The organism is Lactiplantibacillus sp. YT640, assembly GCF_049745435.1.
GTDB lineage: Bacteria > Bacillota > Bacilli > Lactobacillales > Lactobacillaceae > Lactiplantibacillus > Lactiplantibacillus plantarum.
The window spans coordinates 139523-163652 of record NZ_JBMNVY010000004.1; the positions used below are offsets into that span (position 1 = coordinate 139523).

Here is a 24130-nt window from a genome sequence, read left to right on the forward strand (position 1 = left end):
ATTACCGCACAGCCACCCACAGCACAAAAAAACTGCGCCTAATCACGCGTAACGTCATTAGCCACAGTTTAGTTCATTCAAAATGATTTTATTGTTCTTCGTACCAACTGTAATGGTATAACCCTTCACGGTCAGTCCGTTCATACGTATGCGCACCAAAGTAGTCCCGTTGCGCTTGCAACAAGTTAGCAGGTAGCACTTCGGCCCGGTATGAGTCGTAGTATGACAATGCCGCACTAAATGATGGTACCGGTACACCAGCTTGGATCGCTAAGCTAAGCACTTCACGTGTTGATTGTTGATACTTGGCGGCGATGTCGGCAAAGTAGTCGTCCATCAATAAGTTATTTAAATCAGGCTTCTTATCAAAAGCATCCGTGATGTTTTGTAAGAATTGGGCCCGGATGATACAACCAGCACGCCAGATTTGGGCAAGTTCACCGAACTTCAAGTCCCAACCATAATGTTCAGAAGCGAAACGAAGTTGTTCGAAGCCTTGCGCATAACTCATAATCTTGCTGAAGTAGAGGGCTTGACGAATCTTCTCAACCAATTCTTCCTTGGCTGGCAAGTCAACGTCAGCGGTTGGGCCAGCTAATTTCTTAGAAGCGGCAACCCGTTCGTTCTTCATCATTGAGATGTAACGCGCATAGACCGCTTCCGTAATAACGGATTGTGGCACTTGAACGTTCAAGGCATCTTCGGAACTCCACTTACCAGTTCCTTTGTTGTTCCCACGGTCTAAGATCATGTCAACGATTGGCTTAGTCTTATCCGCACCTAAATCATCCTTACGTGACAAAATGTCAGCGGTGATTTCGATCAAGTAACTGCTCAATTCGCCTTTGTTCCAGTCCGTAAAAATATCGGACATTTCATCAACGGACAAGCCCGCGACGTTGCGCATGATATTGTATGATTCATCGATTAACTCTTCATCACCGTATTCAATCCCGTTGTGGACCATCTTAACGTAGTGACCAGCACCGTTCGGGCCGATGTAAGTCACACATGGTGCACCGTCTTGAGGCGCTTTAGCAGAAATCTTTTCCAAGATTGGGGCAACTAAATCATAAGCTTCCTTTTGACCACCAGGCATCAATGAAGGGCCTTGTAAGGCACCTAATTCACCACCGGAAACACCCATACCAATAAAGTTGATTCCGGATTTATCTAAGCGGGCGTTACGCGCCATCGTGTCATTAAAGTTGGTGTTCCCACCATCAATCAAGACGTCGCCTTTATCTAATAGTGGTAATAATTCATCGATAACGGCATCGGTTGGCTTACCAGCCTTAACCATCATGATAATCCGCCGTGGCGTTTCAAGTGAAGCCACGAAGTCTTCGATCTTATAACTTGGTACTAATTGCTTGTCAGCATGGTCCTTAACGACCTTTTCAGTTTTGGCACCAGTCCGATTAAAAATCGCAACCTTGTAGCCGCGGCTTTCGATGTTCAACGCCAGGTTCTTACCCATGACGGCCATCCCAATGACACCAATTTGTGGTTTTTCATTACTCATTAGTTTATTGCCTCCCAATTTTTAATACGCAACTATCGTACCAAAAAACACGCTGTTAATAAAGTAAATGACCGCAAATTTTAAAATTAATTTCATATAATTTATCTTGGAAAGAAATTAATTTTCATAGGACCATCCAAAAAGGTTACTTACCTTTCAAACAGCACCAACTGACAAAGTTAAAAACACCGTGCTAGGCTTACAGTAAAATAAACGGATAACCTTCATAGATCGGTTCGTGGTGTTTAGGCTAGTGTCCTCATTGTTATTCTGACGTTCCGCACTTTTTTTATTCGTACATGCCCGCTGGTGGCCACTTTTACCAGAGAGACACCCTAGCACCACTAATCCTGACCAGCAGTCCAATTCAAGATGCGTAAGGAGGCCCCTAATCATGTCGATCCAACGACTGCCAGATTGGCATCAAATTGAACAGCCCGTTGTCATTTCGCTTAAAACGGCCCGTCACCATCTCTGGGGCAACGTGACCGTTTATTTGGGCTTATTTATTATCGAGCTTCTAGGGGCACGCTGGGGCCACTCACAGGCCCTACGTGCGGATGCCTTTAATAATTTATCTGGAATTTTTTCGACCGGGCTACTCATGACTGGTCTATTCATCGCCAGTCGCACGCACGATGACGATTTATTTGGCGCACCCATCGCACCCGCGGAGCAGCAGCAATTAGGACCCCGAATCCAGCAATCCCGCTTTCGTTTTGAGACGATTTTTAATTTACTAGCCGGCACCATCATGGCTGCCATTGGAATCGACATTATTATCAAAGGCGTAATGACATTCGCCACCCGTACCCCCTTCAAAAACCTCAGCAGTATCGCCGGCTTGGCCGCCGGGTTTTCCTTCGTGGTGCTACTGGTCTTATGGGCCTTCAATCATTATTGGAGTCGCAAACTTAACAATGCTGCCCTGACCGCAGCGAGCCGTGATACCTTCACGGACGCGTTGACCAGTCTGACTACCGTTCTTACGATCCTTGTCACGGTCAAGCTCCACCTTCAGTGGTTCGATAACCTGATTAGTATCGGCTTAGGGCTATACATCCTCAATACTGGCACCAAAATTTTTCGAGAAAGTAGTCTGAACCTAGTTGACTATTTCGACCCTTACCTTGAAGATCGCTATCAACGGCGAATTGCTGATTTAACTAGTGTCCGCAAAGTCATTTTTCTCAAGGCTCATTATGATGGTAATCTCATCATGCTGCGAGCCACGATCGTTGTGCCACCTCGGATGACGGCGATTGAAATCACACGTCTGATTGAAACCATCAATCAAATCATGTGGCAAGAATTCGGTGTGATGGAAACGGACGTGATGATTACGACTAGCTATTGATCAAATCAGTGATTTACAAAATAGGCGATACGTTTAGCCGGCTGACCATTTCAAGACTAGTTGCTGACAAAATGAGGCTACATACCGCCCCTTTTCACCAGCAACCACGTGGTACTAATCGTCGTGCTCAGTTTCCAAAATATGACCTTCATAGGCATCAATCTTAATATCGACTTGCTGCTTTCCTTGATGTACCTGGACCTCCCAGTAAGTGGTGCCATTGTCCTTATCGAGCTTGAGCTCGCTAGCATAGCCACCGTTACGGTCATGGATGGCAATCGCCACCGCTTTACTAGGACTGATTACCTTGTTAAGATTCAGCCGGTCACCCTCAGCGTCAGCTTGATCATCTTGATCCAGCATCTCAGACTGCTTACTGATGACCTTCCCGGTTCGCCCATTGAGTTGTAATTCATGTTCCTGGGTGCCGCCAACGCCTTCCAGCGTGTAAACCGGTCGACCGAGTTGGTCTTCTAACTCAATACTCGTCACACTGGCGTCCGGATATTGTTGCTGAAACTTTTTGATGGCTGCGGCTAATGACACTTTCGTTTTGGCTGTCACACTTTTGGTCGAACTACTTTGACTGCTAGTCGATTGGCTTGTCGCCTTATTTTGCGTCGACTGTTGGGTGCCACATCCAGCTAGCAGAACCACGGTGAGTAGTGCTAACCCGATCCCATATTTTTTGCTCATCATCTCCATAACCCCCTTGTCGCTGCGTCAGTAACACTTATTATGAAGCCGTACTCATATTTGATAGTCTTAGTATACGGAAGGGAGACGCCTCATCGCAATCAATATGCAAAGCCACTCGCTTGACCGCGCTGGCAGTTCAGTCAAACCTTATTTCAAGAAGTGCTGGTCCCAACTCAAACTTAATTGAAGACAACAAAAAAAGCCCACCTAAGCGGGCTTTTTGATCGTATTATGGTAACAAAAAGTTTCATGCGCCATGGCCGCAATGCAACTTTTCACCAACTAACAATTAGTTGTTTACTTTTACGACTTGCTTGCCGTTGTAGTATCCACAACTTGGGCAAACACGGTGTGATACACGTAATTCGCCACAATTTGGGCATGGTGCCAAATTTGGTGTAGCCAATTTAATATGACCACGACGGTTGCGTTTACGCATCTTAGATGTTCTTCTTGCTGGTACAGCCATCAACCTACACCTCCTTCAAGTGAATTCACATAATGTGTGTTTTGATACGCCTAGCTAACTTAATCCTTGTCTTCCTGATCAGGGAACAGGTTTTTTAACTTAGCTAAACGCGGATCAACAGTTTTAAGTTCTGCAGCTTGCAACGCTTGGTCGTCCTCGGAGAGAACTTCCCAGCCCTTACCAGTTGGCATTGGGGCGCCGTCTTGTTCAGCTTCAGAAAGAATCTGCATGGGGATGTGAATTAAAATATTATCCTCCACAGCGACATCAAAATCTAAAATATCATCTTCAGGTAAAATAATTACCGTATCAGTTTCTTCATCAAAACGACTCAGATCGGTTCCCTGAGGAACATAATATTCCGTCATTTGAAAAGCCAATGGGACATCCACTGGCGTCAGCGAGCGACTAGACGGCAATGTTAACATTGCGTCAATCTTCGCCGTGATTAACACATTATCCTTATCATAACTCGCTAACCCAGTTGCGTGAACTGACTTAACATCGATAATTTCTGGATAACGGCTCATCAAGGAGTGTTTTAAATCCAATGCTTCATCAAACTGAAGTGGCGTTTCACGGTATGTTTTAAGCTGTGAAAGTGACCATTTCATTTAAAAACCTCCTAATGCAACGTGATAAATTATACCTGTGTAAAAATCCTTTGTCAATGTTTTTTCCTTGACAGTCCAAAATGCCCGTCATTAGACCTAACCATATCAAGAAAGCCCGCCGCGGTCAACCAATTGTTACCGGTAACCGCCATGGTTGTCGATATAAATCTTGCGATTGCCCATTAATTAATTGATAGACGCGCCCCGCCCGATAATCGAGATTCAGAGCATGCTGGCGTAAGTCTTGATTGATTTTCGTATACAGCGGCAACGGGAGCTGTTTCTTCACTTGATGCAAATAAGCCTGCCCCTTAGGTGTGAAGCCTAAGACGCGCAGATAATTATGTGCCTGTGCTTTCTGGACTTCTGCCTGAGTAAGTTGTAGTAGTGCGGCTGTCGCCACCCGCTGCAATCGTGTATACGTATAGCGTTTTGACTTGACCTGATGAATAAAGTCATCAAAAGTCGTGGCGTGTTGGGCCATCGCCTGCATCCGGTATTCCAAGCCTTCCGCCATCTGATCATACTGTCCACTACGGGCAACGTCAACGGTCAGCAATTGATACTGTAAAAACGGCCAAAAGTCGCTCCAGCGCTGCAGTCGTTGCGTAGTCAGCGCCGTGAACGTGTCGGCCGGGACAACTGGTTTCAGCGCCGCCCAATCCTGTGCAAGTGCCGCTTGGCGCACCGCTGTCCCACTGGCGTAGCGACTATCGGCCGCAATTGTCGTCGTCGCGTGATCCGCTTGGCGACGCTTGATCGGCAGTAACTGCATCGGATGTGCCAGGGTCTGATTGGCAGCGTAATAACAGAAGCTCAGCATATCATTGGCTGCCGTCAACGTCACGCCCGTGGCAGCTTGCAAGGCCGCGTTAAACTGAGTGGCAAAAGTCGCATTATAGTGGGTAAAGCTGCCCTGCCGCGCCGCAATTGCCGTGGCCAACCGTTGAAAGTCCAGCTCAGGATGTTCCGCACCAAAAACAACACTCGTACAGTCCAGTGCACTGAGTAGTTCAATACCACCCCGTGCAAATAAATGGGCAGGTTGGGTTGCAAAAAACACGGGCAGTTCAATTACTAGATCCGCCCCATTTTCCAAAGCCAGCTTCGCACGTGTCCACTTGTCTAAAATGGCCGGTTCACCGCGTTGCAGCCAATCACCACTCATCACAACAATAACACAGTCGGCATTGGTCAACTGTTGTGCTTGCCGCAAATGGTAGCGATGCCCATTATGCAACGGATTGTATTCAGTTATTAACCCGACTGCTTGCATTCTTGTTCCTCCTACTACTTACGACACTTGAAGAACCACCGCGTGGTCTGATCATCCGGTTGTTGGCGGCCAAAATCGGCGCTGACCGTGACATGATTAAAACCGGCTGCCTGCAGAGCTTGTTGATAATCAGCCAACACATAAGTTTGTTCTTGATGTAATTCACTGACCTCGTCGAAGGCCTGCTTATCATCATTATAAATAAAGAACGTTAAATCGTGCTCAGCACTGTGCGGCTGTTCACCGGCATAGCTTGTCCACATAAAAGCCCGATCCTCATCGCGATAATTGTACATATAACCAGGATAGACCTCATCCGTCTGATAAGGTGTAATGACGTCGAATAAAAATTCGCCGGCCGCTGTCAAATGTTGAGCCACTTGTTCAAATGCACGTTGGACTGTCGTAATATCGGGCAAATAGCAGAACGAATCAGCAAAACAGGTAACCGCATCAAAGGTCCCAATTTCAGATAAATCGAGCATATCCCCTTGTAATAGCGGTAAGGTCACGGCTGCCTCGTCCGCATGGCGCTGTGCCAGTGCTAACATGTTCTCCGACAAATCTAAACCGGTGACCTGATAGCCGGCTTGGGCTAACAACACCCCTAAGCGTCCCGTCCCACAAGCTAATTCGAGCAACTGACCATCTTGGTTAGGATACTCACGACGGACAAAATCCAGCCATTGCTGGTACATGGCTGGATCAAAAAGTTCGTCATAAAGTTCGGCAAACGTCTGATAAATCATGCATTTACCCATTGTGCAACGTCGACGATGGGCGCATCAGACCATAATTTTTCCAAATTATAGTGTGCCCGCGCATCCTTTTGGAAGACGTGCACGATGACGTCACCGGCATCGATCAAGACCCATTCGCCCGCAGTCCGACCTTCGACGCTCTTAACGTCCGAACCGGCCTTGCGCACAAAGTCCACGATATTATCAGCAATCGCTTGAACTTGGCGCTTGGAATCCGCGGATAAGATGACAAAATAGTCCGCCATCAAACTGACTTCCGCGACGTCTAAGGCCACGATATCGTCGGCACGCTTATCGTCAGCGGCCTCAACAGTTAATTGTAAAAGTTCCTTGCTATCCATAAAACTCTCCCTTAAATTTAATTGGCAAATTGAGGGGCCACACCGCCGACCCACGCGTTATAGGTTGCTAACGTTTGTGGGTAGACTGGCGCACCCTTCTGAATCAGATAATCTAGTGTATGTTGAATCTGGAAACGAACACCGTCAGCCAACGACTTGGCCGTCGCTTCACGAGCCGCTTCAACACCGGGGAAGTCCCGGGCTGGTTCAATAAAATCGGCCATAAAGATGATTTGGTCCAGTTTAGTCATATAAGGCGCACCGACCGTGTGTAACCGCACCGCATTCAAAATTGGCTCATTGTAGATGTGCAACTCATCTTTGATCAGTTCAGCGCCAACATAGCCATGCCAGACCCCGTTCCCATACGAAACCAGGTTGGGGTCCATGCCATGCGTCTTAATGAGCTGAATAAATGTTTGATCATCGCGTTGCTTGGCGTAGTCGTGTAATAACCCCGCAATTCCAGCTAACTCGACATCAACACCGTTGTCAGCAGCTAACTGCCGCGCAGTCTCCTCGACCCGTAAGCAGTGTTGATAGCGTTTGTCAGTCAACTGGGCGGCAACTTTTGCCATTAGCTCCTCGTGACGATATGGAACAATCGCTTCAGTATACTCAATCGTTTTGCTCATACAAATGATGCTCCTTAATATAAGCGGCCACGGCTTCTGGAACCAGATAACGGACCGAATGCCCATGGCTGATTTTTTGACGAATCTGAGTGGAACTAATATCGATCAACGGTGCGTCGACCCAAATAACCGGATATTGACTCGTCGTTGGGTACCCGGTTCGTTTGATACCAACAAAGGTGACTAATTTAACTAGCTCGTCAATGTGATACCAAGTATGCAAATAATCGACCATGTCGCCGCCAATGATGAAATAGTACTGCGTGTCCGGATGCTTAGCTTTCAAAAACTTCATCGTTTCGTAAGTATAGCTTTTGCCACCCCGCTCGATTTCCGCCGTCTCCAACCGAAATAGTGGATTATCAACAATGGCTTCTTGGACCATATTCGCACGATCTTCCACCGCAATCGTCTTCTTTTCGTCGACATGCGGTGGTTGAGCGTCCGGCATAAAGCGAACTTCATCCAAACCCAGTTGATCACCAACTTGCTGGGCCATGATCAAATGTCCCAAATGCGGTGGGTTAAACGTGCCACCTAAAATACCAACACGGCGATGCGGAATTGCCGTCACCGTTTCCGTCAGAACTTTTGTCGCTGTTTGATTAACCGTCTGCACCCGTCATTCCTCCTATAACTTAGCAACTTCCAATGAATAGTGCTGGTCTTCTTCATGACTAGCTGGCAAGTATAAGACTAACACCCGGCCAATTGTTTGAACGACCGTAATCGCGGTTTTCTGTTCAATTGCAGCTTTAACTTCAGCCGTTGTCACATCAGCATTTTGTAAAATGTTGACTTTAATTAATTCTCGCTTATCCAGCGCACCCGTTAGTTGGGTCAACCATTCGTCAGTCAAGCCGTTTTTCCCGACAGCAAATAGTGGCCGCATGTGGTGGGCTTCACCACGTAAATAGTGTTTTTGTTTTCCACGTAAGTTTTCCATTAAGTTTGATTTACTCCTATAATTTTCTGTTTGATAATCGCGAATCAGATTCTACTCCGACCACAACTCATCAACGCTTGTTGATCATAGCTGGGCGCGTCAAGACTGCAACACCCTTTGGTGCCCAGGCCGCTACACGCGTATCCGCAGCCACCGTGACCCATCCGAGGCCTTCAAAGACAATATCACTGATTTCCGTCACTTTGAATTCGTGGCGAACTAGTGGTGGAAAGTCAGCGACAGCATCGCCAGTTGGGGGGGTAATCAGTTCACCCACATGCTTGGTATAAAAGTTGTCCGCATTCTCGGTCCGGGTTCGGTGCAAGGTCAAGTTATTATCAACGTAGACCGTCCCAGTTGCTTTTAACGTATCAACAATATCTAACCGTGCCACCCCACCTAAGAACAAAGTTTGACCGTTGCCTAATTGGAAACCCTTTGGGCGAATCTCGCGTTGTGGTGAGACTAACTTCAGGTCATCGCCTGATAACACGTGGGCCATCTGTTCAGGATGAATAATTCCGGGTGTATCAACCATCATATGACCATCATCCAACGGAATTTCAATCTTGTCTAACGTGGTCCCTGGGAACCGGGATGTCGTGATCAAGTCCTTCAAACCAGTATTGTTGGCAATAATCCGATTGATCAACGTTGACTTACCAACGTTCGTGACCCCTACGACATAAACATCGCGGCCACGACGATATTTTTCAATCATCGCCAAGAGCTCATCAATGGAATGCCCCTTCTTGGCACTCGTTAACGCAACGTCGACCGGTTTGATTCCCTGTGCACGAACTTGTTGATTCATCCATTCCCGCAATTTCGTCCGGCGTAACTGACGTGGCAACACGTCTTCCTTATTACCGACTAACAAAACGGGATTATCCCCAACAAAGCGCTGGAGACCAGGAATGATGCTTCCATTCAAATCAAAAATGTCGACAACGTACACAACCAGTGCGTTCGCATCTCGAATCGTGGCTAACAAATGACGAAAATCATCATCCGTTAAGCCAACCGGCACGATTTCGTTATAGTGCCGAAGCCGAAAACAACGTTGACAGTATAAATCCTGTGCGTCACTAGCTAATGATTTTTGTAACGCACTGTTCGGTGTGTAGCCGGCCGCCTTAGGATCGGTCGTTTGAATCGCCGCACCACACCCAATACAGTATAAAGTTTCTTCTGATGTTTCACTCACTTATTAAGGTCCTCCTGAAAATGCATTTCTGGATAAACATGTGCTAATCGTAATTTGATAAATCGTTCAAAGAAACGGTTTATCCGGGTATTCCACGCGTCCGTCTTCACGATTGGCTGGACTAAGATACTGGGCACGCCCGCAAGATGGGCCGCCCACATGTCGGTGATATACTGATCGCCAACCATGACCACTTCATTTTTGTGTAAGCCCAGGTCATGACGCGCCTTACTGATCCCCAGCGGTAGTGGTTTCAGTGACCGCGAAACAAATGGCAGTTCCAGGCTTTGCAGCGCCTTAGCAATTCGCGCTTCGGAATTGTTCGACACCACCACTAACGGAATGCACGCGTCTTGTAACGCGTGCAGCCACTTTTTCAGTTCCGGGGTGCCATCCGGATTGTCCCATGCGATCAACGTGTTATCAAGGTCGGTAAATACCGCCTTAATGCCCTGCGCTCGTAACTGCGCCGGTGTCACATTGTAGATTGCTGGTATCATCCAAGTTGGTTTAAATTGCTTAATCATCGTTATCCCCTTCGCTTCTCGCTGGATTTTTTGGTTATTGGCATAACCCCACTAGCCCATTTTATCATACTATTGGTGAAATACCGGACTAAATCAGGTCTGGAGCCGGATTTCACTAGGCAATTGTGCTAAATTTTAGTCATCATTATATAATAATTTGTTTTTTGAAAATAAGCAACGAAAATCCTTCCAAGTTGTCGTAACTTGATGACACCACCTGGATCAAATTTGACTAAGTTGATCGCACCCGCATTTATTTGATAGGTTGGGGCCCGAGTAAGACATTGAAAATAGCACTAAAAGTCGCCAGTAAATTCAGCGATGTTTTGCCGGTTGCCCTTTTCTCGCCAGTTTATTTGCAATGGCTAAACCACAAGTTGACATTCAATTGTCGCACTGACCGTTTTGTCAAATTAGATTAACAAAGTATCCCATTAAGTGTATATTAATTAAAGATACGTGGCTTTTACTTATATCATGATACTGATATGTATATTGATTGCACATCAATGCAATCCTCATGTAAGCTTATTGACATGGTTAAATGTTCAGATTGTTCTAAAACTGTTCATCGCAGTTAATGTTAGGCGCCCTGGTGTTGTTCTATGTCGATAAACTGACAATATCAGTAATGATATAAACTATATGATCCGCACGATCACTAAACAATATGTCATCTCGGAGGTTCGTTTATGGAGAAAAAAGATGTTATGAAACAATACGTTACCGATAAATATTTTTCCAAGGGGCACTGGTGGACGAAACTTTGGCAAACCCTAGTCGCAATTATTACTTGGATCTGCGTTGCCGTACCTGTCTACTGGACTATCTCGTCAACGTTACTTGCGAATAATCCCCAGTTCATTCACGCCTGGAAATACGAAGAAGGTAAGACGCTGTTCTACTTTTTTGACCGGTTCTTTATTATTGCGTTTAACTTAATCGCCATTGTGGTCATTGTCTCCACGATTCACAATAATCACCGGGTCAAGCAGCATATCAGTAAAGAACGGCAATACAACGAAGACCAGTTAGATATTCGGAAGCGGCAACTAAATAACTTTTATACCCAACGATTCGGGCAGGCCACTTTCCGGCAACACGTCAAGCACTACACGGTTGACCCCGAACAAAATCTCGATGTTAACGAAATCCACAGATTGTATGAGGACTAGCCAATGGAAATAATGCAAACACTTAAGCCCTTTGAAAGTATCTGGAACTTTGTTCTATTACTATTAGTCTCCTACCCAATTCTCGGTGCATTTGCCTGGTTTATCGGTGTACTCTGCTACCAGCTGATTTACCGCCATCGCCACAAAGACGATATTGAATTTCAACCGCTAACGCCTGAAGAACAACCCTTTATCACGATCATGATTCCAGCGCATAACGAAGAAGTCATGATTGAACACACAATCAACTATTTAATGAACAATTTAAATTATGAAAAATATGAAGTGCTGGTCACAGACGATGGTTCGACTGATGAGACCCCAGCTATTTTAGAACGTCTCCAGAGCGTGTACGACAACCTACGCGTGGTAACAATCAAGAAAAATCAGGGTAAGGCCCACGCGTTCAACGTCGGTGTCGGCTTTGCCCGTGGTGAATTCATTTTAAGTAATGACGCTGATTCCATTCCAGAACCCGATGCACTGTGGAAATATATGAGTTACTTCATGGGCGAAGAACACGCCAATACGGCAGCGGTCACGGCCAACATGGACGTTCAGAACCGAAGCACGATCATCGCTAAGTCGCAAACCGTAGAATTTTCAAGTATCGTTGGTGTTATCAAGCGGAGCCAAGTCAGTGCTTTAGGTAACATGTATGCCTATAGTGGTGCCAATACAATGTACCGTCGTGACGCTCTGATTGACGTCGGCTTATTCCGGCAAGATCGCGCGACCGAAGATATCAGTATTGCTTGGGATCACCAGTTGAATGGTTGGACGACCGTTTTCTCGCCAGACATTCTATTCTATATGAACGTCCCCGAGAATCTAGACGCCCTTTATCATCAACGCAAACGTTGGGCCAAAGGTGGTACCGAAGTGCTGTTGACCAACTTTAAACGGGTTGTCAGTCATCCCGGTAAGTATTTGAAGCAATGGGCTTTTATTACTGATCAAACGCTGAGCATCATCTGGTCCCTATTCTTCTTTGTCTCAACACTGATCTTCCTGATCTCGCTCGTCACCTTCTTCTTTACTGGCAATTACGAGCGCGTCTATCATATGTTCTGCATGGCCTTCATCTTCGTGACCTTCGAAATGTTCGCCGGCGTCTTGCAGCTATTGTCCGCATTGATCGTTGACGACCGTGGCCGCAAGTTTAAATATCTGATTTTCATGCCACTCTACATGCTGATTTACTGGCAGGTTAACGCCCTCGCTCTGGTCACTACGCTGATTCCAGCCGTTAAAACCATCCTGGGTTACGGCAGCGGCACCTGGGTCAGCCCAGTTCGGAAGCACCACATTGAATAATCGAGAACACAAAGTGAGCCTTCAATTGAAGGCTCGCTTTTTTGTTGTGCGGGACTGTGTGGAGACGGACCCAACCTTGCATGTGCGAGAATAGGCTAGTTAGCAACGATTTGAGCGCTTACAATTTTACTATTCTTCATGTATACGAAAGTGGTGTTATAACAGCTACAATCACACGTACTAAATAGATCAAAAATCATTTTTATCCAGTTACCTGCACCCTCCTACCGCCTAATCGATGGCCGCCGACGAAGTATCAACGCTGGCTTAGTTGCCTGTGCGCGTTGGACGGTTGCTCGAGCTAGTTCATACTGTGCGTCAATAATTCGTTCAGAATCATATGGCGCAGCATCCTGAGCCACCGACAATTCGGTGCAGCCGAGAATGACGGCGTCACAATCAGCAGCATTCAATAATTGATCAATTAAGCCATGAAATTTGACCCGATCTACAAAATCACGTTGCTTGATGTCGTCATAAATTAAGGTCATCACTTGAGCTTGCTGCTGCTTATTGGGTATCACAGGAATATGTCCATTAGACCGAATAAGTTGTTGATAAAGTTGCGACTCTAGTGTCCCCGTTGTCGCTAAAATACCGATTCGTAACGGTCGCGGTTGCTGTGATCGACAGGCTGCTGTTACCGCTAAGGCCGGCATATTCAAAATTGGCACGTTAGAAAGCGCCGTCAATGCGGGAATGAAGTAATGTGCTGTGTTACACGTCATCACAATAAACATGACCCCTAATTGATTAAGTAGCTGCACATCCGCTTCCAATGATGGTAACGGGTTGGCACAGTTATGATCCAAAATATATGCGGTGCGATCTGGTATCTCAGCATCATTTAAAATGACGTAGTTTAAATAATCCTGGTCACGATGGGTAACGGTCAGCCGGTTCACGGTATGCACAAAGTCCTCCGTCGCCATTGTTCCCATCCCACCAATGATTCCAAAGCAATTTTTCATAATGGCACCCCCATTTAGCGAACGAGATTCACGGCCATGCTGCACTTCATTAAGTTGTTAATAATTATCTAACATGCACCTCCTAACAAGCAACTAATCCACAACCTATCTCAGACTTAATACGGTATCATTGCTTACTGCAAACCCATGATTATTCAAGAAATGCTGCCAAACAGTGATCTATCGGTGTACTTTTTACGTCAGACTCCCGTTTTATTAGATTAGAAAACAACTAGGCTAGTAAAGAATCACATCAATTCTTTACTAGCCTAGTTAAACAGTCACTATTAATGCGAGCAAGGCACCAAGCACAATCGCCCCTAACAAAACCGACAACAATTCCTTGAAACTCACACTATGCCCGTTCTCACATTCCTATTGACGAGGTTTTCCATTCACTGAATTATACTGTCGGCCCCACGTCTCCATAGCCATAATCACCGGTTTCAAGGTCTGACCAAATGGCGTGATCCAATATTCCGTTTTCGGTGGCACGACCGGATAAACTCGTTTTGCAATCACCCCGTCTTGAACCAATTCTTGTAACTGGCGAGCTAGCATCCGCCGCGAACAACCCGGCAGTCGTTTTTGCAAAATGCTGAACCGGCATGTTCCTGCCGTAAATAAATGATACAAAATCACGCTCTTCCACTTGCCGGCAATAACTTGCAAGGTACTTTCAACCGGACAACCCGGCGTACAATCGTATACTTGTCGCTGCATCTAACTTCCCCTACCTTAATTAAGTGTCTTGATTGTAGCACAACTAATAGGCGTGACAAATATGTCCCTATGTGGCAAATAATTCACGTCTTGTTTATTCCTCACTGGTAACCTATAGTAATGTCATGAAAGGGGTTTGATTAATAATGCATGCAATTGGTTTTACCGACCACTTACCTATTGAAGATCCTGCTAGTCTACGAGACGTGACGATTGCAAAACCTAGCGCTCAAGGTCATGACTTACTTGTTCAAGTTCAAGCCGTCGCTGTCAATCCTGTTGACGTTAGCGTTCGTAAAACGGGGCATGAGCACCTCATGCGACCCAAGATCCTCGGTTGGGACGCCACTGGTATTGTGACCGCTGTTGGAGAAGCTGTCACCCTGTTTCAACCCGGCGACTACGTCTTTTATGCTGGCTCATTTAGACGTCCCGGCTGCGACAGTGCTTATCACCTGGTTGATGAACGCCTTGTCGGTCACGCCCCCGCGACATTAACAACCGCTGCCCGTGCGGCCATGCCACTTACTTCGCTGACCGCATACGAGGCATTATTTGAACAACTTCACATTCCTTTTGACCCAGCTAAACCTAATTCCGAAAAATGCAATCAAACCATTCTCATCATCAATGGCGCTGGTGGTGTCGGTTCAATTGCTACTCAGTTAGCAAAATTAGCGGGGCTCACAGTTATTAGTAGTGCTTCACGACCTGAAAGTATCGCTTGGACGCAGCAACACGGCGCCGATTTAGTCGTCGATCATCATCATGATTTGGTTAGTGAAGTACATGCTTTAGGTATTAAAGATGTCGATTACATCCTCGGATTAAGCGATCTTGACAGTCACTGGAATGAGATATGTACGCTCATTAAACCCGGTGGCCACATCGCATCAATTACCGAAAATCGGCGTCCAATCGACCTTAAAAAACTAACCAAGAAACGCGGGACATTTGCTTGGGAATGGATGTACTCAAAATCCTACTACCACACGGCCGACATGATTAGTCAGCACGATATCTTAGAAACCATTGCGGATTTACTTGACCGTGGCTTGCTTCAAAGCACGCTATCGCAGACACTACGGCCAATCAACGCGCTTAACTTGCGGCAGGCCCATCAACTTATCGAGCAACATCATATGATTGGCAAGGTAGTTATTGAAGGATGGAAATGAGTTGACGGGTATTACGGCTCGCGCGATAATGATCAACTTTAACTCGCCAAATACGCTGTCCTTTTCTGTCTTTTAGTGCTTACAACTGATGTTGCACTCCCCGGGATTCGTTTAATCTGTTTTCCGTATACACGGGGGGTAATTCCAAGCTATTAATCTCCCCAAGCTGACTCAATACCATCTACGAAACAATATCGCCTTTCTCATTCATCAACAAGCATGAAAACTTAAATCAATACACCTTCAACCCATCACTCGAGCCAACGTCAAACCTATGGTATCAGACTCACTCATTTCAGCATCGTTCCCCGCTAACCTGCCAAACTTTCTTTTTCAGTTTCCAAAATATTAGTGCTATGATGATAGCATCAATTTGACTAAAACACTTAATCAGAAAGGACTTTGAAATTGGCATTTAAAACACCACTGGCTGATCAAATGCGCCCGCAATCACTGGAACAGATGGTCGGGCAACAGGATCTGTTGAAGGCAGGCCAGCCATTACGCCAGATTATTGATCAACATGTTAATATTCCCCTCATTCTGTGGGGGCCGCCGGGAACTGGCAAAACTAGTTTGGCGCAGATTATTGCGAGTCAAGACGATTATCCATTCGTGGCTTTTAATGCTTCGACCGAAAATAAGGCACAGCTGACGAAAGCCATCGCACAATACCCAGAGCAATCGTTTGTTCTATTAATTGACGAAATTCACCGAATGACTAAAACATTGCAGGATTTTTTGTTGCCCTACTTAGAGAATGGGCACGTGATGCTAATTGGCTCAACGACCGAAAATCCGATTATGTCAATCGTTCCGGCCATTCGTTCGCGCTGTCAAATTTTTGAGTTTCAACCACTGAGCGATACAGATATCGAGATTGCTTTACGCCGTGCGGTAACCGACATTTACAACCTAACCGACGATCAGGTAGATGCTAAAGCCCTCAACCTGATCGCTATTTCGGCCGAAGGGGATCTGCGAATTGCGTTAAATATCTTGGAAACGCTCCACGCTATTGACCAGAAGCAAATCACTGTTGCTGCGGTACAACACTTTGCCCAGCAACAGCATTTTAGCTACGACCGGAAGGCAACTAAGCATTATGACTATCTGTCGGCTTATTCGGATTCGATGGCTGGCTCAGATACTGACGCGGCGCTCTACTACTTAACCATTTTGTTAAAAAATGATGACTTACCCTCAGTGGTCCGCCGGCTACGTGAAATTCCATACACTTATATCGGCTTAGCTAACCCCGAACAGGTCACACAAATTGTGGTCGCTGCCAATCAAGCCGAAAAGATTGGCATGCCCAAAGCAAAATATCCACTAATGTTTGCCACCATGCTGATGTGCATTTCACCCAAGTCTGGTTCGTTTGACCAATCTTGGGAAAAACTAGACCAGGACACACAAAATCCAAGTCAGCACCCCATGCCCCGTGGATTGCGCGATATGCACTACAAACACTCCGAGGAAATTACAGGTGGTGGTCTGATCGATAATCCATTCCAAATGCCACATCAGATTGCCCAACAAAACTACATGCCTAAAGGATTGGCTGGTCGTCGTTATTATTACCCTAAAGATAATGAAAATGAACGCAAACTCGGTGCACAATACCTAAAACTGCATCGCTTTATTTATAACGAAGATTATCACGAATAGACAATGGCAGACTGGCTTAACCAATCAGAAATCACACTCGATTTTCATAAATCAGAGTCGCGCACTAAATGGCTCACTTAGGCCGTTATCCACGTATACTCCAAGCGGCATCAAAAAATGGACTCAGTCAAATGACCAAGTCCATTTTTATTTGGCATCATCTTTTATGAATCAGTGCACGCCAGAGACCAAGTCAATTCGCGTCACACTATTATGCCAAAGTTCTTGGGCCGTATAAACATCCTTTTCGAACAACACGACAGTGCCATCCGATTCAATCCGAGCATTGGCACCCAACCATTCCCAAGATGGCATTAACCACAAATTGCGCCGCTTTCCCTTACCCTTTTTGGGTGACCACGCAGAAACATAGTCATCAATGAAATGTGTACGCATGTATCGAAACTCCCCATTATCAAACTCAATCTGCAAGATGTTGGCGCCCATCCAGACCTTAACTGCTTTAGGTAAAACTGTTGCCATGGTGACACCCCTTCTCCAAAGCTCCCAGCTAAATAATTAATCAACACATAAGTAAGCGCTTACGTCATTACTATATCACAATAATGTGTCAAATCAATCTCAAGATTCAGTAAGGACGTCAACACACCGAACCATCTTGTCCAGGAATCGTGCCCCTTAATCAAGCGTCAAAACAAAACGACCGCCACCCATACAGGATGACGGTCGTTCAAACATTAGAGCAAGCCCTAATTAAGTTTTAAATTAAGCAAGTGCCTTTTTAGCAGTGTCAACCAATGCCTTGAAAGCATCAGCATCGTTAACAGCTAAATCAGCTAACATCTTACGGTTAACGTCAACGTTAGCTAACTTTAAACCGTGCATTAATTGACTGTAGCTGATGTCGTTGATCCGGGCTGCCGCGTTGATCCGGGCAATCCAAAGACGACGGAAGTCACTCTTACGCCGGCGACGATCGCGGAAGGCGTATAGGTATGACTTCATTACTTGGTCCTTAGCAACCTTAAATTGGATGTGCTTAGCACCACGGTAACCTTTAGCTAATTTTAAAATCCGTTTGCGACGTTTACGTGTTACAGTTCCACCTTTTACTCGAGCCATGTTATTTCCTCCTAGATTTAACTAAAACGTTGTGAATTATTTTTGTAATAACTTGTGGTATGTCTTGACCATTGGCTTTTCGATAATAGCCGTACCACGTAATTGGCGACGTTGTTTCTTAGTCTTACCATGGAAACGATGACTAGTAAAAGCGTTGGCGCTCTTAATCTTACCCTTAGCAGTTACCTTGAAACGCTTTGCAGCAGCGCGGTTTGTCTTTTGTTTTGGCATAATCAATAATCCTCCTAGAAATTACTTATCTGTTTTTGGTGCTAGTACTAGGAACATACTCCGACCATCCATCTTAGGATAGGCTTCGACCGTAGAAAATTCCTTAGTAGCTTCAATCATTCGATTTAAGACTTGGCGACCAATATCCTTATGGGTAATAGCGCGGCCCTTAAACCGGATGGAGACGCGAACCTTGTCACCTTTTGACAAGAACTTTTCAGCATGTTTCAGCTTCGTGTTAAAGTCATTGGTGTCGATAGCTGGGCTCAAGCGGACCTCTTTGATGCTGACCACTTTTTGCTTCTTACGGGCTTCCCGATCCTTCTTTTGTTGCTCGAAACGGTACTTCCCATAATCCATAATTCTGGCCACGGGTGGTTTCGCTTTCGGCGCAACCAATACTAGATCTAAACTAGCGTCTTCAGCAATCTGCATTGCTTCTTGTCGTGACTTGACACCTAATTGTTCACCATCGCTGGCGATCAAACGTACTTCGCGAGCACGGATGCCGTCATTAACCATTGAATCTTTAGCTATGGTAATTCACCTCCGAAATATTTTAGAGAAATTCACAAAAAGAGCGGGCGCATAGTACGCCCGCTCAACCCCGTTAATGGGAATCAATTCATCGTTCATCTGCCCGATGACTCTGGTCACCAAGGCGAGAAGCGGGTGCTTCTGCTTTTTTTCTCAACTCCAATATATTAACAAGAACCACGGCCCTTGTCAACCCATCAATCAATATTGATGCCATTGGCTGTTAATTATTTGCTTGCACCACGACTGTAATGCTTGATTTCTTGCGTGATGGCACCAATGAACATGTCAACGGCTTCGGATTCAGTCCGTTCTTCACCGTACTTCCGAACTGAAACACTCCCGTTAGCAACTTCTTGGTCACCGACAACTAACAAGTATGGAACCTTCTTCGTTTGTGATTCGCGAATCTTGTAACCCATCTTTTCGTTACGGTCATCGATACTTACCCGAACACCTTCAGCTGCCAAACGACGACGAACGGTTTCAGCGTAGGCACCGTGCGCACCATTGTTAACTGGGATGATTGTTACTTGCTTAGGTGCTAACCAGGTTGGGAAAGCACCCTTGTAAATTTCAGTTAAGTAAGCGACGAACCGTTCCATCGTTGAAACAAGACCACGGTGAATCATAACTGGACGATGTTCTTCACCATCAGTACCAACGTACTTCAAGTCAAAGCGTTCTGGTAACAAGAAGTCCAATTGGATAGTTGATAAGGTTTCTTCACCACCAAGGGCCGTCTTAGTTTGAACATCCAACTTAGGACCATAGAAAGCAGCTTCACCTTCAGCTTCGAAGTAATCCAAGCCCATATCATCCATAGCGGACTTCAACATCTTTTGACTGCGTTCCCACATAGCGTCATCATCGAAGTACTTTTCCTTGTTTTCAGGATCACGGTAGCTCAAACGGAACCGGTAATCAGAAATGTCAAAGTCTTCGTATACTTCAACCATCAAACTCAAGATTTTTTTGAATTCTTCTTCAATTTGATCCAACGCAACGAAGGTATGACCATCGTTCAAAGTCATTTCACGAACCCGTGATAATCCAGTTAAGGCGCCAGACTTTTCGTAACGGTGCATCATGCCGAGTTCAGCGATCCGCAATGGTAATTCACGGTATGAGCGAATGTGATGGTTGTAAATCTGGATATGTGATGGGCAGTTCATCGGCCGTAATTCCAATTGTTCGCCGTCACCCATGTCCATTGGTGGGAACATGTCCTCACGGTAGTGGTCCCAGTGACCAGATTGCTTGTAAACGTCCAAGTTAGCTAAAACTGGCGTGTATACATGTTGGTAGCCATTTGCAACTTCCTTGTCGATAATGTAACGTTCGATTTGGCGACGAATCGTTGCACCATTTGGCATCCAGTAAGGCAAGCCATTCCCGACCTTAGGATCAACGAAGAATAAGTCTAATTCGTTACCAATGACCCGGTGATCACGTTCGCGGGCTTCTTGACGCCGCTTGAGGTCAGCATCTAAGTCTTTTTGCTTTAAGAAGGCCGTCCCGTAGATTCGTTGTAACATTGGATTGCTGGACTTACCTTGCCAGTATGCACCAGCAACGGATAATAACTTGAAGACCTTGACTTTCCCCGTTGAAGCTAATTGGGCACCGTCAGATAAATCAACGAAGTCCCCTTGCTTGTAAACAACGACTTGATCATTGTTGGCAGCGGCACGTTCGTTAACTAAGTCTTGTTGGTAAGGGTTGTCACCAACTAAAGCTAAAGCGTCAGCCTTTGATAAGACTTCGCGTTCGATTGGTAAATCTTGTTTGATAATTGCAGCCATCTTATCACTGATGGCTTCCAAATCATCTTCACTGACTTGTTTACCGTCTTCGTCAGGATTGTCGGTATCAAAGAAGAAACCGTTGGCATTCCCTTCACCACTCCCAAAATGAATGTTAGGGAATAATTGTTTAACCGCGTTAGCTAATACTTGGGCAGCCGTTTGCCGTAAAACATTGAGGCCGTCTTCACTATCAGCAGCGATAATTTCGATACTACCATCGGTTGTCAGTGGTTGGCGATAGTCTACGATCTGATCGTTGAACTTACCAGCAACCGACCGTTTAGCCAATGAAGGACTAATTGACTTTGCAATTGCTTCCGTCGTTACGCCGGCATCAAATTGCTTTTCAGCACCATCTGGGAACTTAACATTAATACTTGCCATATACTTGACACTCTCCTTAAAATTTACCCACTCACCAAAACACCGCGCCGGGACGACAAAAAAGTCCCTAATGCCAGACTGAACTAGCATTAGGGACGTCATTGACGTGGTTCCACCCGATTTTTCAGTGTCATCAAAGACACTGACTCATTAGCGCTAATAACGGAAGCGTTCCGGCTCAATTGAGCATGTTCACAAAAGTGGTATCTTCGTAAACCCGGTCCAAGACTTCCAGAACAAGGTCTTGGTCTCTGCAATCCATGGTAAACAAAGCGTGTCTTTTGCATCTGTTTTCATTAAACCACTTTTAAACTAAAAGTCAACTCTTGATTTTAAGCATCGGGATTGAGTCGTCGATTACGACCGACCATCTCAATCTCACTCGCAAGGTAACGTACCCGTTGCATGATTCGCTGCGCTTTGACTGGTTCTTCATCACCCTTTTGTGAGAGCGTCAAATAACCATCTTGCAATTCTTGCATCGAAAAATTAGACGAAAAACAAGTTGGCAGTTCCTCCTGCATTCGATACTCCAGAATAACCCCGAGCACATCGTCCCGAATCCAAGTCGACGAAGCATCCGCACCGATATCATCAATCATGAGAATCGGTGCCCGTTTAATCGCATCGACCTTATCCGCCGACGTATTGTTACTAATTGAGCGCTTCATCTCGACCGCAAAACTCGGAAAATGAATCAAGGTCGTATTGAAACCCTTAGCAGCCAACGCGTTCGCCATCCCACCGAGTAAATAAGTTTTACCGACACCAAATGAGCCGTAGAGATATAAGCCCCGGTGAAAACGCTTGGGCGCTTGTGTATAGGCATCAATAAAATCAAGTGCTGCCATTAATGCTGTCGCCCGGTCACCATCTTGATCATACGTCTTTAAGTCCGCCGTCTGAATATTTTTCGGCATGCTGATTGATCGAACCCGCTGTTGCAATGCGTGAGCAGCTTGCTGTTCTTGCATTTGTGGTGTTGGCTGATAAGCAATGTCAATCAAGTGATTACTCATCACTAATGTCGGCTGATACCCAGGTGCTTGAGTTGGCTCGTGCCGCGCAATTTTACGTTTCTCTTCACAAAATTCATATAATTTAGCCGCTGAACGTTCTAGCGCATCCGAAGATAATTCGTTTTGATGAGCAGCTAAAAACTGGCGAACATCTGGATCTTGGTACACAGTTGTCATTAACGCCTCATACCGATGATTCAAGTTTTTCCGATTCATTAACGTCCGGAGTGTTTCTGAGATATTCTCCATGTTTTAGTCCTCCTTTTCCGAATTTGTCTCAAGCTTTGCTAGTCGATCAGCAAGCTGTTTGCGTTGGGCAGCAGTAATTTGTTTACCGGTCTGAGCTGGTTGCTTACCACTCTCAGTCTGTTGCTGTTGTTGGGCCCACTTTGGCATAATCTCCTTACGCGTCGGTCGATTGTTCTTGCGCCGTGTTGGTGTTGATTTCGGCTGTTTACGTTGCTTCAAATACATCAAAGCCGCTTCCGGCGTCGTAATGCCGTGTTGTTGCCAATCATTGGCGACTGTTTCTAGCAAATTACGATTAAGGGCAGCTAACTCCCGATTTTGCAATAAGTAGTAGATCACCATGTTGATGACGGCATTGGGTAATACCCCCCGACCAATTAAATCATGAACTAGCCGGTTCTCACCGCTCGTCACAAAACCATGTTTCTCCTGCTTCAAAGCTGATAAAAAGTCATACGGCACTGTCTGCTTAGCATACGTCACGAGTTGCTGCTCAGCCGTTGAGAGCTGTGCTGAAGCCTTGTTATCCTTAGTGGTCGTCGTTGCAACCGTTGCTTCCGTAGCGACCTGCTGACTCGAAACTGCGGGCCGTTCATAGCGCCGCGCAATCAATAATTTCAATTGATTTTCATCAAACTGACCCGTTGTTAAACTAGCCACTTCACTGATTAACTTAGCCATCTCAATCTCACTGATGCCGTAGACCCGACTTTCCGTAATGATCAGTTGCCGTGAACTCGCAACCTGTTTGAGATCAACATAGTTCTGCTTCAAAATTTGCCCCAACAGTTGCCAGTCAAAGTCATCGTCACTGAGCACGGGCGAGTGATCCTCGGCCGGTTCATTGGCCGCCAATTGGGCGCGCACCTTTTGCACTGAAAGAGGTGGCGTCGTAACTTTTTGACTATCAACGTGAAACACATCTAAGATATTTGCCGTCACGTCTTTGGCAGCCGTCAAGTCAATCGGCTGTGCTGCAAAATCGCCAGCAAGTTGTTGATAACGTAACTCACCGACCGTATCTAACAATAGGACACTCAATAGATCATCCGCAAAGAATTGTAACGCCAGTAATGGTGCTTGTAATTGATAAATGTACATGGCACCCAATTCATCTTGTTGATAATAGCTGCGCAACAAGCCAGTTGCTTCAAGTTTACGCCGAGCCGCTAACACCGTCGGCAAGTCCACATTTAGGATGCCAAGCAGTTCCGCGTGACTGCGTCGATTGCTCAGCTCATTCTCGCTACTCTGTAAGCTACGTAACGCCGCGTACAAGCTATATGCCAATGGCCCCATCAGTGGCAAGTATAATTCCGCCAATACAGCTTGTTGCGCCGCACTGAGCGCTGGTGCTTGCGGGACCACTAACCCAGTTTTGGGTGTTAAGGGTTCATCATTTGGCATGTTGTTCACCATTCTTTTTC

The 24130-nt window shown here is 45.8% G+C and carries 26 protein-coding genes and 1 other annotated feature; of the genes, 5 read left to right on the plus strand and 21 right to left on the minus strand.

Going from position 1 to position 24130, the window contains the following annotated elements:
• Positions 1–88: 88 nt before the first annotated feature.
• Positions 89–1525, minus strand: coding sequence for an NADP-dependent phosphogluconate dehydrogenase (gndA, locus tag ACOV1R_RS04725; protein ID WP_003645183.1), 1437 nt, complete (start codon positions 1523–1525; stop codon positions 89–91).
• Positions 1526–1919: 394 nt separating this feature from the next.
• Between gndA and ACOV1R_RS04730 the strand changes: the two genes are divergently transcribed.
• Complete coding sequence (locus ACOV1R_RS04730; protein WP_003645184.1) at positions 1920–2882, plus strand: cation diffusion facilitator family transporter; 963 nt, start codon at positions 1920–1922, stop codon at positions 2880–2882.
• Between the two features lie 114 nt (positions 2883–2996).
• Here ACOV1R_RS04730 and ACOV1R_RS04735 read toward each other — a convergent pair whose 3' ends face one another.
• The 11 genes from ACOV1R_RS04735 to ACOV1R_RS04785 all read right to left on the minus strand — a co-directional run bounded on the left by ACOV1R_RS04735 (position 2997) and on the right by ACOV1R_RS04785 (position 10357).
• Positions 2997–3581 carry a PepSY domain-containing protein gene (locus tag ACOV1R_RS04735; RefSeq protein ID WP_016511319.1) on the minus strand — a complete coding sequence of 195 codons (585 nt, stop codon included), beginning with the start codon at positions 3579–3581 and terminating at the stop codon, positions 2997–2999.
• 289 nt (positions 3582–3870) lie between these two features.
• Positions 3871–4050, minus strand: coding sequence for a 50S ribosomal protein L32 (rpmF, locus tag ACOV1R_RS04740; protein WP_003638547.1), 180 nt, complete (start codon positions 4048–4050; stop codon positions 3871–3873).
• Positions 4051–4109: 59 nt separating this feature from the next.
• Positions 4110–4664 carry a YceD family protein gene (locus ACOV1R_RS04745; RefSeq protein WP_003640295.1) on the minus strand — a complete coding sequence of 185 codons (555 nt, stop codon included), beginning with the start codon at positions 4662–4664 and terminating at the stop codon, positions 4110–4112.
• Between the two features lie 124 nt (positions 4665–4788).
• Complete coding sequence (locus ACOV1R_RS04750) at positions 4789–5940, minus strand: nucleotidyltransferase (protein ID WP_011101458.1); 1152 nt, start codon at positions 5938–5940, stop codon at positions 4789–4791.
• 14 nt (positions 5941–5954) lie between these two features.
• Positions 5955–6689, minus strand: a complete 735-nt coding sequence (locus tag ACOV1R_RS04755; RefSeq protein ID WP_003645186.1) for a class I SAM-dependent DNA methyltransferase — start codon at positions 6687–6689, stop codon at positions 5955–5957.
• Complete coding sequence (gene rsfS / locus ACOV1R_RS04760; protein ID WP_003645187.1) at positions 6686–7042, minus strand: ribosome silencing factor; 357 nt, start codon at positions 7040–7042, stop codon at positions 6686–6688. The genes ACOV1R_RS04755 and rsfS overlap by 4 nt, the downstream gene beginning before the upstream one ends.
• Positions 7043–7059: 17 nt before the next feature.
• A complete protein-coding gene (gene yqeK, locus ACOV1R_RS04765) occupies positions 7060–7677 on the minus strand; it encodes a bis(5'-nucleosyl)-tetraphosphatase (symmetrical) YqeK (protein WP_003640291.1) in 618 nt (205 codons plus the stop codon).
• A complete protein-coding gene (locus tag ACOV1R_RS04770) occupies positions 7661–8296 on the minus strand; it encodes a nicotinate-nucleotide adenylyltransferase (protein ID WP_003640290.1) in 636 nt (211 codons plus the stop codon). Before ACOV1R_RS04770 ends, yqeK begins: the two co-directional genes overlap by 17 nt.
• A gap of 12 nt (positions 8297–8308) precedes the next feature.
• Positions 8309–8623 carry a ribosome assembly RNA-binding protein YhbY gene (gene yhbY, locus ACOV1R_RS04775; RefSeq protein ID WP_003640289.1) on the minus strand — a complete coding sequence of 105 codons (315 nt, stop codon included), beginning with the start codon at positions 8621–8623 and terminating at the stop codon, positions 8309–8311.
• A gap of 70 nt (positions 8624–8693) precedes the next feature.
• Positions 8694–9830, minus strand: a complete 1137-nt coding sequence (yqeH, locus tag ACOV1R_RS04780; RefSeq protein ID WP_003640288.1) for a ribosome biogenesis GTPase YqeH — start codon at positions 9828–9830, stop codon at positions 8694–8696.
• Positions 9827–10357: a YqeG family HAD IIIA-type phosphatase gene (locus tag ACOV1R_RS04785; protein WP_021357547.1), complete on the minus strand. Its 531-nt coding sequence runs from the start codon at positions 10355–10357 to the stop codon at positions 9827–9829. The genes yqeH and ACOV1R_RS04785 overlap by 4 nt, the downstream gene beginning before the upstream one ends.
• A 692-nt stretch (positions 10358–11049) precedes the next feature.
• On the opposite strand from ACOV1R_RS04785, the gene ACOV1R_RS04790 reads away from it, so the two are divergent.
• Positions 11050–11532, plus strand: coding sequence for a hypothetical protein (locus ACOV1R_RS04790; protein ID WP_016511318.1), 483 nt, complete (start codon positions 11050–11052; stop codon positions 11530–11532).
• 3 nt (positions 11533–11535) lie between these two features.
• Entirely contained in the window at positions 11536–12849 is a 1314-nt protein-coding gene (locus ACOV1R_RS04795; protein WP_217203119.1) for a glycosyltransferase family 2 protein, read from the plus strand.
• 224 nt (positions 12850–13073) lie between these two features.
• Here ACOV1R_RS04795 and ACOV1R_RS04800 read toward each other — a convergent pair whose 3' ends face one another.
• Entirely contained in the window at positions 13074–13820 is a 747-nt protein-coding gene (locus tag ACOV1R_RS04800; protein WP_003640284.1) for an aspartate/glutamate racemase family protein, read from the minus strand.
• A 375-nt stretch (positions 13821–14195) separates the two neighbouring features.
• Positions 14196–14543 carry a winged helix-turn-helix transcriptional regulator gene (locus ACOV1R_RS04805; RefSeq protein ID WP_003644291.1) on the minus strand — a complete coding sequence of 116 codons (348 nt, stop codon included), beginning with the start codon at positions 14541–14543 and terminating at the stop codon, positions 14196–14198.
• Positions 14544–14689: 146 nt separating this feature from the next.
• Here ACOV1R_RS04805 and ACOV1R_RS04810 point away from each other — a divergent pair, with 146 nt between their 5' ends.
• Both ACOV1R_RS04810 and ACOV1R_RS04815 read left to right on the plus strand, forming a co-directional pair.
• Positions 14690–15721, plus strand: coding sequence for a zinc-binding alcohol dehydrogenase family protein (locus tag ACOV1R_RS04810; RefSeq protein WP_003645190.1), 1032 nt, complete (start codon positions 14690–14692; stop codon positions 15719–15721).
• 408 nt (positions 15722–16129) lie between these two features.
• Complete coding sequence (locus ACOV1R_RS04815; RefSeq protein WP_003645191.1) at positions 16130–17392, plus strand: replication-associated recombination protein A; 1263 nt, start codon at positions 16130–16132, stop codon at positions 17390–17392.
• Between the two features lie 171 nt (positions 17393–17563).
• On the opposite strand, the gene ACOV1R_RS04820 is transcribed toward ACOV1R_RS04815, so the two are convergent.
• The 7 genes from ACOV1R_RS04820 to ACOV1R_RS04850 all read right to left on the minus strand — a co-directional run bounded on the left by ACOV1R_RS04820 (position 17564) and on the right by ACOV1R_RS04850 (position 24110).
• Positions 17564–17875, minus strand: a complete 312-nt coding sequence (locus ACOV1R_RS04820; protein ID WP_003645192.1) for a hypothetical protein — start codon at positions 17873–17875, stop codon at positions 17564–17566.
• Positions 17876–18118: 243 nt separating this feature from the next.
• A complete protein-coding gene (gene rplT / locus ACOV1R_RS04825; protein WP_003640279.1) occupies positions 18119–18475 on the minus strand; it encodes a 50S ribosomal protein L20 in 357 nt (118 codons plus the stop codon).
• Positions 18476–18511: 36 nt separating this feature from the next.
• Complete coding sequence (gene rpmI, locus ACOV1R_RS04830) at positions 18512–18706, minus strand: 50S ribosomal protein L35 (protein WP_003638526.1); 195 nt, start codon at positions 18704–18706, stop codon at positions 18512–18514.
• A gap of 21 nt (positions 18707–18727) precedes the next feature.
• On the minus strand, positions 18728–19228 hold the full coding sequence (gene infC / locus ACOV1R_RS04835) for a translation initiation factor IF-3 (RefSeq protein WP_003640278.1): 501 nt from the start codon (positions 19226–19228) through the stop codon (positions 18728–18730).
• A 44-nt stretch (positions 19229–19272) separates the two neighbouring features.
• Positions 19273–19396 (minus strand) — a sequence feature (ribosomal protein L20 leader region).
• A 74-nt stretch (positions 19397–19470) separates the two neighbouring features.
• Positions 19471–21435, minus strand: coding sequence for a threonine--tRNA ligase (thrS, locus tag ACOV1R_RS04840; RefSeq protein WP_003645193.1), 1965 nt, complete (start codon positions 21433–21435; stop codon positions 19471–19473).
• A 332-nt stretch (positions 21436–21767) separates the two neighbouring features.
• Positions 21768–22703, minus strand: coding sequence for a primosomal protein DnaI (gene dnaI / locus ACOV1R_RS04845; RefSeq protein ID WP_003645194.1), 936 nt, complete (start codon positions 22701–22703; stop codon positions 21768–21770).
• A 3-nt stretch (positions 22704–22706) separates the two neighbouring features.
• Positions 22707–24110 carry a replication initiation and membrane attachment family protein gene (locus ACOV1R_RS04850; protein WP_054519084.1) on the minus strand — a complete coding sequence of 468 codons (1404 nt, stop codon included), beginning with the start codon at positions 24108–24110 and terminating at the stop codon, positions 22707–22709.
• Between the last annotated feature and the right edge of the window lie 20 nt (positions 24111–24130).